General features: G+C 73.3%; 11 protein-coding genes. 8 read left to right on the forward strand and 3 right to left on the reverse strand.

Going from position 1 to position 15,497, the window contains the following annotated elements; translation table 11 throughout:
• Nucleotides 1-55: 55 nt before the first annotated feature.
• From M9914_01220 to M9914_01230, 3 genes are read left to right on the forward strand one after another with little or no spacing between them, the layout of a single operon-like run.
• Nucleotides 56-1,018, forward strand: a complete 963-nt coding sequence (locus M9914_01220) for an ABC transporter ATP-binding protein (protein MCO5172791.1) — start codon at nucleotides 56-58, stop codon at nucleotides 1,016-1,018.
• On the forward strand, nucleotides 1,018-1,791 hold the full coding sequence (locus M9914_01225; GenBank protein MCO5172792.1) for an ABC transporter permease: 774 nt from the start codon (nucleotides 1,018-1,020) through the stop codon (nucleotides 1,789-1,791). The genes M9914_01220 and M9914_01225 overlap by 1 nt, the downstream gene beginning before the upstream one ends.
• A 26-nt stretch (nucleotides 1,792-1,817) precedes the next feature.
• Nucleotides 1,818-3,101, forward strand: coding sequence for an SPOR domain-containing protein (locus M9914_01230; protein MCO5172793.1), 1,284 nt, complete (start codon nucleotides 1,818-1,820; stop codon nucleotides 3,099-3,101).
• A 37-nt stretch (nucleotides 3,102-3,138) separates the two neighbouring features.
• On the opposite strand, the gene trxB is transcribed toward M9914_01230, so the two are convergent.
• A complete protein-coding gene (trxB, locus tag M9914_01235; GenBank protein ID MCO5172794.1) occupies nucleotides 3,139-4,149 on the reverse strand; it encodes a thioredoxin-disulfide reductase in 1,011 nt (336 codons plus the stop codon).
• A 297-nt stretch (nucleotides 4,150-4,446) separates the two neighbouring features.
• Between trxB and M9914_01240 the strand changes: the two genes are divergently transcribed.
• Together M9914_01240 and M9914_01245 are read left to right on the forward strand one after the other, a co-directional pair.
• Nucleotides 4,447-6,588 (forward strand): EAL domain-containing protein, encoded by a 2,142-nt coding sequence (locus M9914_01240; protein MCO5172795.1) that lies wholly within the window; start codon nucleotides 4,447-4,449, stop codon nucleotides 6,586-6,588.
• Nucleotides 6,589-6,703: 115 nt separating this feature from the next.
• Complete coding sequence (locus M9914_01245; protein ID MCO5172796.1) at nucleotides 6,704-8,740, forward strand: M3 family metallopeptidase; 2,037 nt, start codon at nucleotides 6,704-6,706, stop codon at nucleotides 8,738-8,740.
• Nucleotides 8,741-8,787: 47 nt separating this feature from the next.
• Here the strand turns inward: M9914_01245 and M9914_01250 are convergent, their stop codons facing one another.
• Complete coding sequence (locus M9914_01250; GenBank protein ID MCO5172797.1) at nucleotides 8,788-10,053, reverse strand: DUF3810 family protein; 1,266 nt, start codon at nucleotides 10,051-10,053, stop codon at nucleotides 8,788-8,790.
• Nucleotides 10,050-12,584: an ATP-binding cassette domain-containing protein gene (locus tag M9914_01255; GenBank protein MCO5172798.1), complete on the reverse strand. Its 2,535-nt coding sequence runs from the start codon at nucleotides 12,582-12,584 to the stop codon at nucleotides 10,050-10,052. The genes M9914_01250 and M9914_01255 overlap by 4 nt, the downstream gene beginning before the upstream one ends.
• Nucleotides 12,585-12,693: 109 nt before the next feature.
• Between M9914_01255 and M9914_01260 the strand changes: the two genes are divergently transcribed.
• Genes M9914_01260 through M9914_01270 form a run of 3 tightly spaced genes read left to right on the forward strand, consistent with a single transcriptional unit; the run spans nucleotide 12,694 to nucleotide 15,434 of the window.
• On the forward strand, nucleotides 12,694-13,032 hold the full coding sequence (locus M9914_01260) for an RNHCP domain-containing protein (protein MCO5172799.1): 339 nt from the start codon (nucleotides 12,694-12,696) through the stop codon (nucleotides 13,030-13,032).
• A gap of 50 nt (nucleotides 13,033-13,082) precedes the next feature.
• Nucleotides 13,083-13,859, forward strand: a complete 777-nt coding sequence (locus M9914_01265) for an enoyl-CoA hydratase-related protein (GenBank protein ID MCO5172800.1) — start codon at nucleotides 13,083-13,085, stop codon at nucleotides 13,857-13,859.
• Nucleotides 13,860-15,434, forward strand: a complete 1,575-nt coding sequence (locus M9914_01270; protein MCO5172801.1) for an amidohydrolase — start codon at nucleotides 13,860-13,862, stop codon at nucleotides 15,432-15,434. It begins immediately after the preceding gene.
• Nucleotides 15,435-15,497 lie beyond the last annotated feature (63 nt).

Here is a 15,497-nt window from a genome sequence, read left to right on the forward strand (position 1 = left end):
TGAATAATGTTATCGCTGTGATCGGGGCGCGCCCCTAGACTTCCCGAGGAGACCCATGCCGTCGACACCCGCCATCGCCAGCGACCGTCTCACCAAGGCATACGGCAAGAAGCAGGTGGTCAACGACCTCACCTTCCGCGTGAACGCCGGCGAGGTGTACGCGCTCGTGGGGCCCAACGGCGCGGGCAAGACGACGGTCATCCGGCTCGTCACCGGCCTCGCGTTCCCCACGTCCGGCTCGGTCAGCATCCTGGGGGAGGACCCGCACAAGCGTCCGGCCGTCAGGCGCCGGCTCGGCGCGGTCGTGGAGGCTCCGGCCGCGTTCTACCCGTACCTGACGGGCCGCGCCAACCTCCGGCTTCACGCCGCCCTGGCCGGGGGCGTGAAGGACGCCCGGATCGAGGAGGTGCTGGCCCTCATGGAGCTGAAGCACGCCGCCGACCGCAGGGTCGGGGTCTACAGCCTCGGCATGCGCCAACGCCTCGGCGTGGCCGCCGCCGTCCTCACCCACCCCGAGGTCCTCATCCTCGACGAGCCCGCCAGCGGCATGGACCCGCTCAGCCTGCACCTGGTCCACGGGGTGTTGCGCAAGGCGGCGGAGGAAGGCACGGCGGTGCTCCTCTCCACCCACCACCTCGACGAGGTGGTCGCGTACTGCACCCGCGTGGCGATCCTCGAGGAGGGCACACTCATCGACGAGGTGAACCTCTACGACCGCCGCGACCGCTACCGCCTACGACCGACCTCCGTCGCCGACGCCGTGAGCCTGCTCGAAGGCCAACCGTTCGTGCGGCACGTGGCGGCGCGTGGGTCGGAGATCGTCTTCATCCCGCGGGCGGCCTCCGACCTCGCGGAGGTGACGCGGCATCTGGGTGAGGGCGGTGTCGGCGTCCTGGAGCTGCAGCGCGACGTTTTCGACCTCCGCGGCTACTACCGCGAGCGCGTGCATAGCGAACGCGTCAGGCGCACGGGAGCCGGTACGAACGGCGGGCTGCCGCGCTTCCCCGGGGAGGCGTGATGAGCGTCCTGCTGCGCATGGAGTTCGCCAAGCTCTGGCGCCTGAGCAGCGTGCGCTTCGGCCTGCTCGTGCTCCTTGTCTTCCCGCTCCTATGGGCGTACGCCCCCGGGATCTTCGACGTGTACGGCTTCTTCCTCGTGTCCGCCTACCAGGTGCCCGCGCTCGGCCTGCTCTCTTCCATGCAGTTCCTCCTGCCGCTCCTCACGGCCATCACGGCGGCGGAGCTCCTCGGCGTCGAGATCGCCAACGGCACGCTGCCGACCGTGCTGCTCAGGCCCGTCACGCGGCCCAACTGGCTGGCGGCCAAGCTCGTGGCCGCCGCTGTCTACCCGTTCATCATGCTGACGGTCTTCCTGCTCGCCTCGCTCCTCGCTGGCGCCCAGTTCGGCTTCGGTCAGTTCGTGGGCGGTACGGGGCTCGGCGAGGCCGGGCTGCTCGGCTCCGGGGTCCTCGGCGCCGGCGCCGCCATGGGGGAGCTCGTGCGGGGCTACCTCCTCGCCGCCGTCGCGCTCGTGCCCATCGCCATGCTCGCGGTGTTCCTGACGGTCGCCTTCATGAACGCGGCCGGCGGCGCGCTCGCCACCCTCTCCGCGCTCATCGTCATGCAGCTCTTCATCGTCTTCCCTGGGCTGGAGCCCTTCCTGTTGACCACCCAGTTGCAGACGTACTCGGCCCCAGCGGCGGACCTCGCGTGGGCCATCGCCCTCATCGTCTTGTACTCCGCGCTCTTCGCGGCCGCGGCCGTCGTGCTGTTCGAGCGGAAGGACTTCTAGTGCGGGAGGGCCACGCTCGGCGCCTCGTGCCGCGCCAGGCCGGCATCATCGCCCCCCTCGTAGTGGTGTGCGCCGCGCTCATCGGCCTCGCCTCGGCCCAGTCCATCGCGTACACCGTGCAGGTGTTGGCCCTCTCGGACCGCGACGCCGCCTTGGGCGTGATGGGCGACCTGCAACGCCAGGGCTACCCCGCATACGTCACCCGCTCAACGTCCGCGCAAGGCGACGTGTTCCGCGTGCGCGTCGGCGCGTTCGTCAACCGGCCCGCCGCGGTCAACTACGCTGAGGCGATGCCGTCGGTCAGCGGGGGCAGGCCCGTGCCGGCGCTGGCTGAGTCCATCCCGGCCGGCATCACCCCGCTGGCGCCGCGCCTGCTCCTCGAGGAGGACGTGAGCGGCATGGAGGCGCGCCTCCTCGCGTTCCCGGACGGCTCCCTCGTGCTCAGGCTGCAGTGGCGCGTGCCCCTCGCGCAGGCCGAGTACGTCGTCATCCAGGGCGGCGAGGTCGAACGCGTGCGCGCCTGGCGGTTGGCGGAAGGCCCTGGTGGCGAGCGGTTGCGGGTGCGCGAGTTGCCCCTGTGGCCGGACACGTGGCAGCAGGACAGCCCCGAGGTGCGGCAGGCGTTCGCCGCCAACCTCGTCGCGCTCGTCGCCGAGCGCATCGGCGTGCGCGCTTCCGAGGTGGACGCCGCGCGCTACCGTCCTCAGGGCGACGAGGTGCCCCGGCTCTTCGTGGTCGAGCGGGTGCCGGCCGGCGGCGACGCCCCGGAGCTCCTTGGGGTCGGCCTGCCCGCCAGCGGCGTCACGGCGGCCGGCCCGATCGCCTACCTCGGGATCGACCCGACCCGGCTGCCGGGGCTGCCGGAGGGCGCGCGCGTCGACCTGGCCAGCGGGAGCGTCATCGGCGACCTCGCCGTCGTGCCTTGGCCACTGGGCGAGCCCGGTGCCGAGCCGGGGGCGGAGGCTGCCGATGACGCCGCCGAGCAAGCGACGCTAGAGACCGTCGAGGGCGCGACCGCCGAGTCGGAGGGGTCAGCCGTCGGCGCCGAGGGCACGGGTGCCGGGGCGGACGGCGATGGCGCAGCCGGCGACGAGTCGGCCGCGGCCGGCACGGCGGCGGGAGCCGTGGTCGGCGACGGTTGGGTCGCCTCGCCGGACGGCGAGTTCGTGCGCCTCACCGCCGTCGACGCCTCCACGGGGGCGACGGTGAGCTGGCGCGCGGGCGTGGGGACGCCGGTCTGGTCGGACGGCCGTCGCCTGCTCGCCCTGCGCTCCGGCAAGCTGCTCGTCTACGACTTCCTGCTCCGCTGACGGCAAGGGCCCAGGCCGTGCTCGGGACGCCCCCGGCTCAGGCGGGGGTCATGCCGGCGGCGGCCGTTCCGGCTCGTTCCGCTTGCGCGACGGGCTCGACGCCGTGCTCCACCAGCCACTTCTCCACCGCCATGGCGGCGCGCGTGCCGGCGCCGACCGAGGTGCCGAGCTGACGGTAGATCTCGTCGGCCACGTCACCGGCCGCGAAGACGCCGGGTACGTTCGTGTAGACCTCGTCCCGCACGTCGACGTAGCCGCTCGCTCTGAGGCCGACCGTGCCACGCAGGAAGCCGGTGTTCGGCTCGTGGCCGATGTACACGAACACGCCGTCCGTCGCGATCCTGCCGGTGGCGCCCGTGACGGCGTCCTCGGTCAGCACGCCCGTCACCTGGCCGTCGGCGCCCTCCACCTCCGTGACGAGCGTGTTCCAGACGAAAGTCATCTTGGGGTTGGCGAACGCGCGCTCCTGGGCGGCCTTGTTGGCCCGCAGCTCGTCGCGGCGATGGACGACCGTGACCTTCGAGGCGAACTTCGTGAGGAAGTAGCCCTCCTCGACGGCGGCGTCGCCGCCCCCGACCACGACGACCTCCTTGCCGCGGTAGAAGAAGCCGTCGCAGGTCGCGCAGGTCGAGACGCCGCGCCCGTAGAGCTCGTCCTCGCCAGGCACGCCGAGACGGCGCGGGTTGGCGCCGGTGGCGATGATCACCGCGTTCGCGCGGTAGTCGGCGGCGAAGCCGCGCACGAGGAAGCCGCCCCCCGACTGGCGCTCGAGGGCGGTGACCTCGTCCATCGCGATGCCGGCACCGAACTTGGCCGCCTGGGCGACCATCCGTTCGCTGAGCTCCGGACCGCTGATGCCGTCGGGGAAGCCCGGGTAGTTCTCGACCTCGTCGGTCTGTGCGATCTGACCGCCCGGCAGGCCCTTCTCCAGGATCACGGTGGAGAGTTGGGCGCGACCGGCGTAGACGCCGGCGGTCAGGCCGGCCGGCCCTCCGCCGATGATGACGACGTCGTGACGGAACGTTTGCCTAGGTGCGTGCCTATCCATGCTTGTCGAATCTAGCACCGGTCGACGTCCCCCCGCTCGCGCCGCGCTACCCTGGCAGGGCGCCCGGATCGGCGCCCTGCCGCCCTCGTGGTCTCCCTCACATCCGCGTTCGCCGTCGGTGGCGGGGGAGATTTGTCATACACGGTGTGTGAAGCCGGTGATAGCGTTCTCATCGGAAGAGGACGGGAGAGTCGCCCGAGCTGTTACCGTAGGTGGGGCAGGGAACCCCAACTGGTACTCAGCGCAAGCGCAGGTGGCTTTCTGGTCTTGAACGACTAAGGAGGCGCCTGACACGCCATGTCCAAGAACAGCACGAGCCCGGATCCTGGGAGGGAACGCGCCTCGCCGCAGGACCCTCGGGTAGCCGACGCGCGAGCCGGTGGAGCAGAACCCGCCATGCTCGAGGCGATCAGGCGCCTGTTCGAGGGGGAGAGCTACTGCATCTCCGACCTCGCGACCGTCGGTCACCCCGTGGTGCACGCCTCCGACAAGCTGGTCGAGCTGACGGGTTACTCCTTCGAGGAGTTCCAAGGCCGCAGCCTCGGGTTCCTCATGCGCAACGATACTGACCAGGACGGTGGGCGCATGCCGGACGCCGCCACCGCCGAGGAGCCCTTCACGTCGGTCGTGCGCATCTACCGGGCGGACGGCAGCCTGCTCTGGACCGAGCAGCGCCACTACCCCGTCCACGGCGACGACGGCGCCGCCCACGTCCTGACGCTATTCCGCGACGTCACGTCGGAAGCACACGCCGGCGGCGCGCAGGCGATGCAGCTGGAGCTCTCCGGCTCGCTCGAGGGCGACGGTCGCTTCTTCACCTACGCGCTCCTGCTGCACGACGACGGCCGCAACGAGGTCGTATGGGCGTCTGACGCTTGGCACCAGCTGACCGGCTACGCCGTCGAGCACCTCAGGTCGCAGGGCCTCAGGCGCTTCATCCATGCCGAGGACAGGGCGCAGCTCGACGAGCGCCTGCAGGGCCTGCGCGAGCAGGAGCGGCGCTCTGACCAGTACCGCCTCGTCACTTACGGCGGGAAGGTCATGTGGGTCGAGGACTTCGCCTCCCGCCGCTGGCGCAGCGACGAGGCCGGCATCACCGCCGTCTACGGCATGGTGAAGGACATCACCAACGCGCGGCGCGAGACGGCCAACCTGTGGCGCCTCGCGCACATCGACCCGCTCACCGGGCTGCCGAACGCCCACCTCCTCGAGGACCGCGTCCAGCAGGCGCAGTTGCACGCTCGCCGCAACGGCACCGGGATCGCCCTCGCCATCCTCGACCTCGACAACTTCCGCTTCGTGAACCAGACGTTCAGCCAGCGGCATGGCGACCGGCTCATCATGGAGGTGAGCAGGCGCCTGAGGCGCACCTTGCGGCGGACCGACACGCTCGCCCGACTGGGCGGCGACTCCTTCGCCCTCCTGCTCGGCGACCTGCCGACGCAGCGCTCCGTGCTGCCCGCGCTCGAGAAGGTCCTGGCCGCCGTGCGCGAGCCGTACGCCGACGGGAGCCTCGTGCTGCAACTGGCGGCTAGCGTCGGCGTCGACGTCCTGCACGACGGCGCCCGCGCCGCCAGCCACATGCTCGAGCGCGCCACGGCCGCGCTCGTGCGGGCCAAGGAGACGAACCGCGGCGGCTTCCGCTTCTACGACGACGAGGTCGACCTCGCCATGCGCTCACGCATCGCCACCGAGCGTGAGCTCAAGCGCGCCATCGCCGAGGACCAGCTCGTCTTGCACTACCAACCGCGCGTGCAGCTCGACGACGGCAGCATCAACTCGGTCGAGGCGCTCGTGCGCTGGGTGCACCCCGTGCGCGGCCTGCTCAAGCCGGCGGATTTCGTGCCGCTCGTCGAGGAGTCGCAGTTGGGGCCGCGGCTCTTCGAGTGGGTGGTCGAGCGCGCCTGCCGCCAGGCGAAACGGTGGCAGAGCCAACGCACGCCGCGGCGCGTAGCCGTCAACGTGAGCCCGTCCGCCCTCGCGCACTGCAACCTCGCGGGCGTCGTCCAGTCCGTGCTCTCGCGCTACGACCTGCACCCCGGCCTGCTCGAGCTGGAGATCAGCGAGCGGACGGCCCACGACACCCTGGCCACGGGCTCCCCGAAGCTGGAGGAGGTGCGCGCCATGGGCGTGCAGGTGGCGCTCGACGACTTCGGCGTCGCCCACTCCTCGCTGACGCAGCTCCGTTCGCTCCCGCTCGACGGGCTCAAGATCGACCGCTCGTTCGTCGCCAAGATCGACTCGCGCACGACGAACCAGGACGTGGACCTGCTGCGCGCCATCATCGCCCTCGGCAAGAGCCTGCGCCTGCGGGTGACCGCGGAGGGGATCGAGACGAAGGAGCAGAACACGCTCCTACGCTCGTTGCACTGCGACGACGGTCAGGGCTTCCTCTTCAGCCAGCCCGTGCCGCCCGAGTACGTGATCGCGACGGCGTGAAGGTACGTCTCACCGCCTGTTACCGCGTGTAACCCGGGCGCCGGTTACAATCTGTCGCTTTCGATCCTTCGGCGTGGGGGCTTTGGGCCGCGGCGCCGTCCCATAGGAGCCGCAGATGACGGACAACCCTCTTCTCTCGAACGCTTTCGAGATCCCCTTCCCGGACATCCAGCCGGAGCACGTCGGGCCCGGCCTCCGCGCGGCGCTGGCCGAGGCCGAGGCCGGCCTCGCTCGGCTGCGCGCGAGCACGGCCGAGCCGACGTACGCGAACACGGTCCAGGCCCTCGACGACATCGTCGAGGGCGTCGTCAGGCCGTACGTGCTCGCGCGCCACCTCATCGGCGTGGCCACGACGCCGGAACTGCGCCAGGCGTTCAACGAGGTGCTTCCCGAGGTCAGCGGCTTCCTCGCGCGCCTCGGCACCGACCCCGAGCTCTGGCAGGCCGTGGCGCGCTACGCGGACACGCCCGAGGCCCGGCAGCTCGACGGAGTGCGGCGCAGGAACCTCCAGAAGGTCCTGGCGGAGTTCAAGCAGTCCGGCGCGAGCCTGCCCGAGGCCGAGCGCAAGCGCGCCGAGGCCTTGCGCGTCGAGCTGTCGCAGCTCACGACGAAGTTCGCAGAGAACGTGCTCGACGCCACCAACGCCTTCGAGTTGGTCGTGGCCGACGAGCGCGAGATCGCCGGCCTCCCGGAAGGTCCCAGGCGCAGGGCGCGGGCCGACGCGGAGGCGCGCGGCCGGAGCGGCTACCGCTTCACCCTCCAGGCGCCGTCCTACACGTCGTTCATCAAGTACGTGGACGACCGGGAGCTGCGCCAGCGGATGTACGAGGCCTACAACTCCGTCGGCACCGCGGAGCCGTACGACAACCGCGGCGTCATGCGCGAGATCCTCGCCAAGCGCCGCGAGCTCGCCGTGCTGCTCGGCTACGCCGACTACGCCGACCTCCAGACCGAGGACCGCATGATCAAGAGCGGCCTGCGGGCCGCCCAGTTCGAGGAGGAGCTCGTCGCCAGGACGCGGCCGTACTTCGAGGCCGAGATGGCGGAGCTGGAGGGCTTCGCGGCGAGCGAGCTCGGCATCCCCCACCTCGAGCCGTGGGACCTGGCCTACGCGTCCGAGAAACTGCGGCTGGCGCGTTTCGACGTCGACGACGAGGCGCTCAGGCCGTACTTCTCGTTGCCGCGCGTCCTGGCCGGCCTCTTCGACCTCACGGAGAAGCTCTTCGGCGTGAAGGTGTCGCCGGTGGCCGGCGTGCCGACCTGGCACCCGGCGGTCGACGTTTACCACCTCCACCACGAGGACGGCACGTTCCTCGGCTCGTTCTACGCCGACTGGTTCCCGCGCGAGTCGAAGCGCGACGGCGCATGGATGAACGGCCTGAAGACGGGCGGACCGACGGCGAACGGCTTCGAGCCGCACGTCGGGATCGTGGCCGCGAACTTCACGCCCGCAGAGGATGACAAGCCGGCGCTCCTCACCCACGCCGAGGTCGAGACCGTCTTCCACGAGTTCGGCCACCTACTCCACCACGTTATGTGCCGCGTGGAGGTCAGGGCCAGGGCCAGCGCCGGAGTGCCGTGGGACTTCATCGAGCTGCCGAGCCAGATCATGGAGAACTGGACGTGGGAGAGGGCCGCCGTCGACCTCTTCGCCGGCCACTTCGAGACGGGAGCGCCGCTGCATGCAGAGCTGTTCGACCGGTTGGCGCGGAGCCGCAACTTCATGGGGGCCGTCGCCCAGATGCGCCAGCTCGAGTACGGCACCGTCGACCTGGCGCTGCACCGCGACTACGACCCGACCGGCGTCGAGGAGGCGCCCGATTTCGGCGAGAAGGTGATGCGGGCCTTCCACATGCGGCCCGACTTCGCTCGCGGCGGGCGCCTGGCGCGCTTCACGCACATCTTCGCCGGCGGTTACGCGGCCGGCTACTACTCGTACAAGTGGAGCGAGGTGCTCGACGCCGACGCCTTCAGCCGCTTCGCCGCCGAGGGGATCTTCAACGGGGAGACGGGCCGGCGGTTCGCCGCGACCGTCTTGGAGCGGGGCGACGCAGACGATGCCGACCAGCTCTTCCGCGACTTCATGGGCCGCGACCCCGACCTCGACGCCCTCATCCGCCGCAGCCTCGGCGCGAACGCCGTCGGCGGTTAGCGGCGCTGGGGCGGGCAGCGCGGCGGCGCGGGGGACGCGGTCGCGGGTCAGGGAGGGGCCAGGCCGCCACCGATGAGCGCCAGCGCCAGTGCCGTGCCGCCTGCGTACTCGCCAAGACCCTCGGAGCCGCCCTGGCTGCGCAGGTAGGTGGCGTAGACGGCGTCGGTGGCGCGCTGCAACGCCGGGGTGCGGTAGCGCCGCGCCGCCGCTTCCGCCGCACGCGCGTCCTGCCGGGCGCGCTCCGGCCAGGCGGCAAGGTACTCCCGCTCCTCGTCGGCGCTCGCGGCGGCGAGCAGCGAGCGGGCCAGGCTGAGCGCGGCCGCGTAGCGTACGTCCGGGTCGTCGCACGTCAGGCCGGCCACCAGTCCGACGGCCTCCGCCTCCGCCTCCCGGGCGAAGCCCGCCGTGTGTGCGAACTCGTGCAGCGCGACGGCCAGGCCTGCGGCCGCCGGCAGGCCGGCGTCCACGTGGGGCTCGAGCAGCCAGGGCGAGACGATGCCCGCGTAGCCGCCGCGTAGGAGCGTGCCCGCCGGCAAGGTCTTGAAGCGGTCCGGCACCGCGGGCAAACCCGCGTCCGCTGCGGCGGTCGCCCGGCGCGCGCCGGGCGCCAGCGTCGCGGGTAGGAACTCGCGGCGTAGCGCGCCGGCGGTGCGCGCCACGCACCGGGCGGCGGCGGCCCCGAGCGCGGGCGGCAGGTCGGCCGCCGAGCCCGTCACCGAGCTCGCGGTGGCGCTCGTCGCCGGCTCCGACGCCGCGCCGGCCACCGGGTGGTCTTCCGCGGCGCCCGGCGCCGTGGCCGTCAGGACCGCGACCAAGCGGTACGCGAGGCTCTCGCCGCCGGCGTGCGCCACCCACGGGTCGACGGACCGACCGGCCTGGCGCTCGGCGACGGCGCTCTTCAGGTCGCTGACGCGGTAGGCGAGCCCGAACGTGAGCGGGAACGCGGTCACGAGGAGCGCCGCAGGCCACGCGAGCGCGAGCCGGAAGGGGCGCCACGGGCCATGCCGGCCCCGTCGGACGTCGCCCGTCCCTACGCCGCTCCGCCGGCGCGAACCTCCCCCTAGACCGACCCGCCGGCGGCCGACGAGCGCTGCGAGCGCGCAGAGCGCCAGCCCCAGGAGCCAGGCCGCCAGCAGCGCTGCGGAGAGGCTCCAACCAACGCCGGCGGCGAGCCGCGCCGTGACGCGCGTTAGCCGCGGGAACCACCAGCCCATGAAGCCGGCGTCGAGCCACGGTTGCGGCCACGGGGCGTACTGGAGCACTAGGCCGGCGGCCGCGACAGCCGCCGCGGCGACGAACGGGCGCCGGGTCACCGCCCGCCCCCGCCGCCGGGCCGCCTTCCGCGACGGCCGGCCCGCGGCCCGCGCCGAGGGCCGGCGCGGCGTCCGGTCCGGTGTTCGTCGTGTCCGTTGCCTCGGCTGCCTCGGCGCGCGTTCCCGTGCTCCTCGCGCCACCCCTCGGCGTGGAGGAAGGCCTCCAGCCGGGCGGTATGCCAACCCTCGCCGGCGGGCCGGAGCCAGCGCGAGGCGAGGGGGAGCCGGGAGTGCGTCTGGACGGCCGAGACGCCGAGGAGCGTGAAGGCGAGACGCGCGCCGGCGTCCACCACGGCGTTCCGCGCATGCGGCACGAGGCAGGTGCCGGCCCGCTCGATCAGCTTGAGGTGCGCCACCCCGTCAGACGCGTGCGCCTCCATCCCGGCCAGGACACCGAGCGCGGTCATGGCCGCAGGCGCGAGCGGCCACGCGGCCAGCGCCGCCCCGGCAGCCTCGTCGCCGATCGTCGAACCCGCCCCGCCTCCCGTCGGGCGCTCCTCCATGAGTACGAGCGCGAGCTTGCCGTCGACCACGTCCCCGAACACGCTCAGCCCGCCCTCACGAACGCGGTGGCGTGGTGCGGGCCGCGGCGACGCGGCCTCGTAGCGGGCCACCAGCTCCTCCTCGAGGTGCCGCAGCCTGCGCCTGACGCGCTCGGCTTCCCGCTCCGTGAGGTCGACGGGGTCGGCGAGGCGTGCGAGCAGAGCGGCGCGCTCCTCCTCGAGGGGGGCCAGGTCGTCGTTCTCGCTGCGTGCGGAGCTCGTCGCGCCGCCGGTCGCTGCCGGGGCGGACGCGACCGCCCCGGCCTTGGGCGGCTCCTCGGGCGGCTCCTCGCCGGCGACCGCCGGCGCCGGCTCGCCGCGCAGGTACGCGCGCACGTCGCGGTAGCGCACGACGCGGCCGCCCTCGAGCGCCCAGGCCTCGTCCGTGAGGCGTTCGGCGAGCCGGCGATCGTGGGTCACGAGGATCAGGGCCGACCCGCCGGTTTCGAGCGCCTCGCTCAGCTGCGCCTCGAGCGCCTCTACGGCTTGCAGGTCGAGGTCGTTGCTCGGCTCGTCGAGCAGCCACAGGTCCGTGCCGTGCGCGAGCGCGAGGGCGAGCCCGGCTCGGGCGCGCTCCCCGCCCGAGAGCCGCTCCGGGGCGTGGCGCCATACGCTCGCCGTGACGCCGACGCCGGCGAGCAGCCGCGCGGCGCGCGCGGCGCCGACCGCCGCCGCGACCTGGCCGAGGACGTCCTCCCCTTCCGCCAGACCGCGCGCCTCCTGGTCGACGAGCCGCAGTCGCAGGCCGGGGAGGTACTCGAGCTCGGCGGCGGGGCCGGCGTGCGAGAGGTCGCCCGCCAGGCAGCGCAGGAGCGTGGTCTTCCCGCTCCCGTTCGGTCCGAGGACCGCCACGCGTTGGCCCCGCCGCACCTCGAGGGTGGTGTCCTCGAGCAGCCCGGGCACGCTCAGTTGGCGCGCCGTCAGCAGCGCGGCGTTCCCGGCGCCGCGGGGGCGGCCGCCCCGTGCAGCTACCGGGCTCGTCCAGCCTCCCCGCCCCTCGTTGCCTCGAGCGGTCACGAAGCGCGCGTCCTCCCGGCTGGCCTCGGTCTGCGCGGCGGCGCGCCCACGTAGCGACGCGCCCTCCCGCTGCGCCGCCCGCCTGCGCGCCGCCGCCTTGCGGCCGAACGTGGCGAGCTCTGCCGCCATCGTCTCCAGCCGCTCGGCCTCCTTCTCCAGTTCGCGCCTGCGCTTGGCGCCCGCGCGCTCGGCCGCGTCGAGGCGCTTGCGGGCCGTCGAGTACGCGCCCTTCTCCAGCCGCAGCGTGGTCGCGCCGCCTGCCGGCACCAGGAACGCCGTGCGGTTGGTCGCGTCGTCGAGGAGCGCCCGGTCGTGGCTGATCACGACGACGGCGCCGTCGTAGGCGGCCAGGCGGCGCGTCAGCCACTCCCGCGCGGCTAGGTCGAGGTGGTTCGTCGGCTCGTCGAGCAGCAGCGTGTCGGCGGCCACGGCGAGCGCGGCCGCCAGGGCGAGCCTGCGGCGTTCGCCGGACGAGAGCTCTGCGACCGCGCGGTCCCACGTCGGCGGCGGGAAACCCAGGGCGGCGAAGAGCTCGCGCGCCCGCGCTTGCGCGGCGTAACCGCCCCGCCGCTCGAACTCGCCGAGCAGCGCCCGGTGCCGGGCGAAGGGGTCGGCGTGCGGCTCGGCGCGCGCGCCCACCTCGGTCGCGAGGCTCGCCTCCTCGGCGCGCAGCAGCGCTTCCAGCTCCTTCACGCGTCGGACGGCCGCCGCCGCGACGGCCCCGATCGTCGCGTCGGGCGCCGTCGCCATGGCCTGCGGCAGGTAGGCGATCTCGGTGCCTGGCGCGCGCCTCACGCGGCCGGTCGTGGGCTGCAACGCGCCTGCGAGGAGGCCGAGCAGGGTGCTCTTGCCGCTCCCGTTGGGGCCGACGAGCCCGACCCGGTCGCCCGCATCGAGGCGCAGGCCGATGCCCGTGAGCAACTCGGCGCCGCCCAGATCGTAGGCGACGCCTTCCGCTCGCAGCAGCTCCACCTAGGCCCCGGCGGGCGCCGGGGGGCGCCGCGCTGAGCTGGTCACGGCAAGCTCCATCCGGCAATCTTAGCCGCCGCCCCACCGCGCTGAGCGAGGCTATGCTGCGCGCATGAAGCGCTTCACGGGCGCGGGAGCCAACCAACCGTTCGTATGCCTGGAGTGCGGCGCCAGCGTGCCCCCCTTGGCGGCGGGCGGTTACCGCAACCACTGCCCGTACTGCCTACACTCCTTGCACGTCGACATCGACCCTGGCGACAGGGCCAACCCCTGTCGTGGGGTCCTCGAACCCGTCGCGGTCGAGCACAGCCAGAAGAAGGGCTGGGTGATCGTCCACCGCTGCCGCGCGTGCGGCGCCACCTCGCGCAACCGCGCGGCCCTTGACGACCCGGAGTGCCCCGACGACTTCGACCTCATCATCGCCTTGGCCAGCGGGGCCGTGCCGCTCTAGGGCGGAGCCCGCGCGCTGGTATCCTGACCCCCGGAGGCCTCAAGCACCCCATGACGTACCGACATCTGACGCTCACGGAGCGCGACGGCGCCCTGCGGGTCGCGCTCGACCGCCCGGAAGTCCTCAACGCGCTCGACCTCGAGTTGCTCGCGGAGCTTGCCGATGCCCTCACGGGCCCCGCCGCCGAACCGCGCGTGCGTGCCGTGCTCCTCACGGGGACGGGACGGGCGTTCTGCGCCGGAGCCGACCTGGGCTCCACGGCGATGGACGCCGACATCGGCATGGTCCTCGAGGAGTACTACCACCCGGTGGTCAGGGCCGTCGCGGCCCTCGAGAAGCCCGTCGTCGCGGGGGTGAACGGGGTCGCCGCCGGTGCCGGGCTCAGCCTCGCGGCGGCGTGCGACGTGCGCATCGCGGCCAACTCGGCCACGTTCGCGCTCGGCTTCACCGGGATCGGCCTGGCGCTCGACGCCGGCTCCAGCTACTTCCTCTCGCGGCTCATCGGTCCGGGCAGGACCCTCGAGCTGGCCTTCGGCAACCGCAGGGTGGACGCCGCCGAGGCGCTGCGCATCGGGCTGGTCGAGCGCGTCCTTGACGGCCCGGACTTCGCGGAGGAGGTCATGGGGATCGCGCGGGCGCTGGCCGGCGGGCCGACCCTCGCCTACGCCCTCGTCAAGGCCGAGGTGCGCGCGGCGCTCGACAACACGTTGAGCGAACAGCTCGCCTTCGAGGCGGAGGCGCAAGCGCGCGCCGGCGCCTCGGACGACGCGCGCGAGGGGATCCGAGCTTTCGCCGAGAAGCGCGCCCCGCGCTACGGAGGTCGTTGAATGCCCGTCGCCGACACTATCCTCTACGGCTCCGTCCTGACCATGGACCGGCACCGCCCGCGGGCGGCCGGGCTCGCCCTCGCAGGCGGCAAGGTCCTCGCGGTGGGCGACGCGAGCGACCTCCACGCGGTGGCCGGGCCGGACACGCGGGTCATCGACTTCGGCTCGGCATGCCTGATGCCTGCCTTCCACGACGCGCACGTCCACCTGACGCGCCACGGCATCGAGCTCGACTACCTCGACCTCTCGTCCGTGACGAGCTTGAGCGCCGGCTGTGCGCTCATCCGTGAGCGCGCGGCCCGGAGCGCGCCGGGCGGCTGGGTCATCGCCACCGGCTTCGCGCTGCAACGCTGGAACCTCGCGACCGTCGCCAGGGAAGAGTCGGACGCGCTCGAGGCCGCCGCGCTCGGCCGCAAGGTACTGATGCATAGCCAGGACCATCACTCGGCCTGGGCGAGCCGCGCGGCGCTCGCGGCCGCCGGCCTCACGGTGGCGACCGACCTCGGACCGGGCGGCAGGATCGTACTCGACGAGCGCGGCGAGCCGACGGGTCTGCTCCTGGAGGAGGCGGTCGACCCCGTCTCCGACGTCGCCTCGCGGCCGACCCGCCAGGACCTCCGCGCCGCGCTGGCCAGGGCGGGGAAGCACCTGGCCTCCCTCGGCATCGCGACCGTGCACCACATGGCCGCCGAAGGCCCCGACCTGTGGCGCGAGCTCGCCCTGACGGCCAGCGACGACGCGTACGAGCTGCGCGTCTGGGCGTGCATCCCGCACCAACAGATCGAGGCGGCGGCGGCCATCGGCCTTGCCACCAACCAGGGGGGCGACAACTTCCGGGTCGGCGGCGCCAAGTTCTTCGCCGACGGCGCGCTCGGCAGCCGCACGGCATGGATGCTCGAGCCGTACGCCGGCACGAGCGAGGTCGGCATGGTGATGGACGGCCCCGACGTGCTGCTGCGCCGCATGCCGCTCGCGCTCGCCGCCGGCCTGGTGCCCGTCGTGCACGCCATCGGCGATGCCGCCACCCGTGCCACCCTCGATGCTTTCGAGGCCACGGCCGAGCAGTGGCGCGCCCTCGGGCTGCGGCCACGGCTCGAGCACGCGCAGCACATGCACCCGGACGACGTCAAGCGGGCCGGGCGGCTCGGGGTCGTCGCCTCCATGCAGCCCATCCATCTGACGTTCGACCTGCCGTCGATCGCCGCGTTGCTGCCCGACAGGTCGACCAGGGCGTACGCGATGCGCTCGCTCGCGGCGGCTGGCGCGCCGCTCGCCTTCGGCTCGGACACGCCGGTGGCCAGCCCCGACGTGTTCGTCGGGCTACGCGCGGCCTGCCGCAGGGCGGACGCGACGGGCGAACGCCTGAACCCGGCCGAGGCGCTGTCGCCCGACGCCGCCCTGGCGGCCTACACGACGGGCGCGGCCTACGCCATCCAGGCCGAGCACCGCTCGGGGATGCTCAGGCCCGGCTTCGACGCCGACATCGTCGCGCTCTCGCACGACCCGCTCGTGTCGCTCGACGGCCTCGAGGTGCTCGCTACCATTAAGGGCGGCGCCTTCACCTACACCGCCTAGGCCCGGAAGGCCTCCGCCTGCGGACGCGGGCGGTCACTCGCCGTGGCTCGCTGCGTGGTGGGC

The sequence above is a fragment of the Trueperaceae bacterium genome, assembly GCA_023954415.1.
Classification (GTDB): domain Bacteria; phylum Deinococcota; class Deinococci; order Deinococcales; family Trueperaceae; genus JAAYYF01.

Coding starts and splice junctions, on each gene's coding strand:
- M9914_01265 (MCO5172800.1), top strand. CDS start 13,083: ATGACGTACCGACATCTGACGCTCACGGAGCGCGACGGCGCCCTGCGG.
- M9914_01245 (MCO5172796.1), top strand. CDS start 6,704: ATGACGGACAACCCTCTTCTCTCGAACGCTTTCGAGATCCCCTTCCCG.
- M9914_01225 (MCO5172792.1), top strand. CDS start 1,018: ATGAGCGTCCTGCTGCGCATGGAGTTCGCCAAGCTCTGGCGCCTGAGC.
- M9914_01220 (MCO5172791.1), top strand. CDS start 56: ATGCCGTCGACACCCGCCATCGCCAGCGACCGTCTCACCAAGGCATAC.
- M9914_01270 (MCO5172801.1), top strand. CDS start 13,860: ATGCCCGTCGCCGACACTATCCTCTACGGCTCCGTCCTGACCATGGAC.
- M9914_01260 (MCO5172799.1), top strand. CDS start 12,694: ATGAAGCGCTTCACGGGCGCGGGAGCCAACCAACCGTTCGTATGCCTG.
- M9914_01240 (MCO5172795.1), top strand. CDS start 4,447: ATGTCCAAGAACAGCACGAGCCCGGATCCTGGGAGGGAACGCGCCTCG.
- trxB (MCO5172794.1), bottom strand. CDS start 4,149: ATGGATAGGCACGCACCTAGGCAAACGTTCCGTCACGACGTCGTCATC.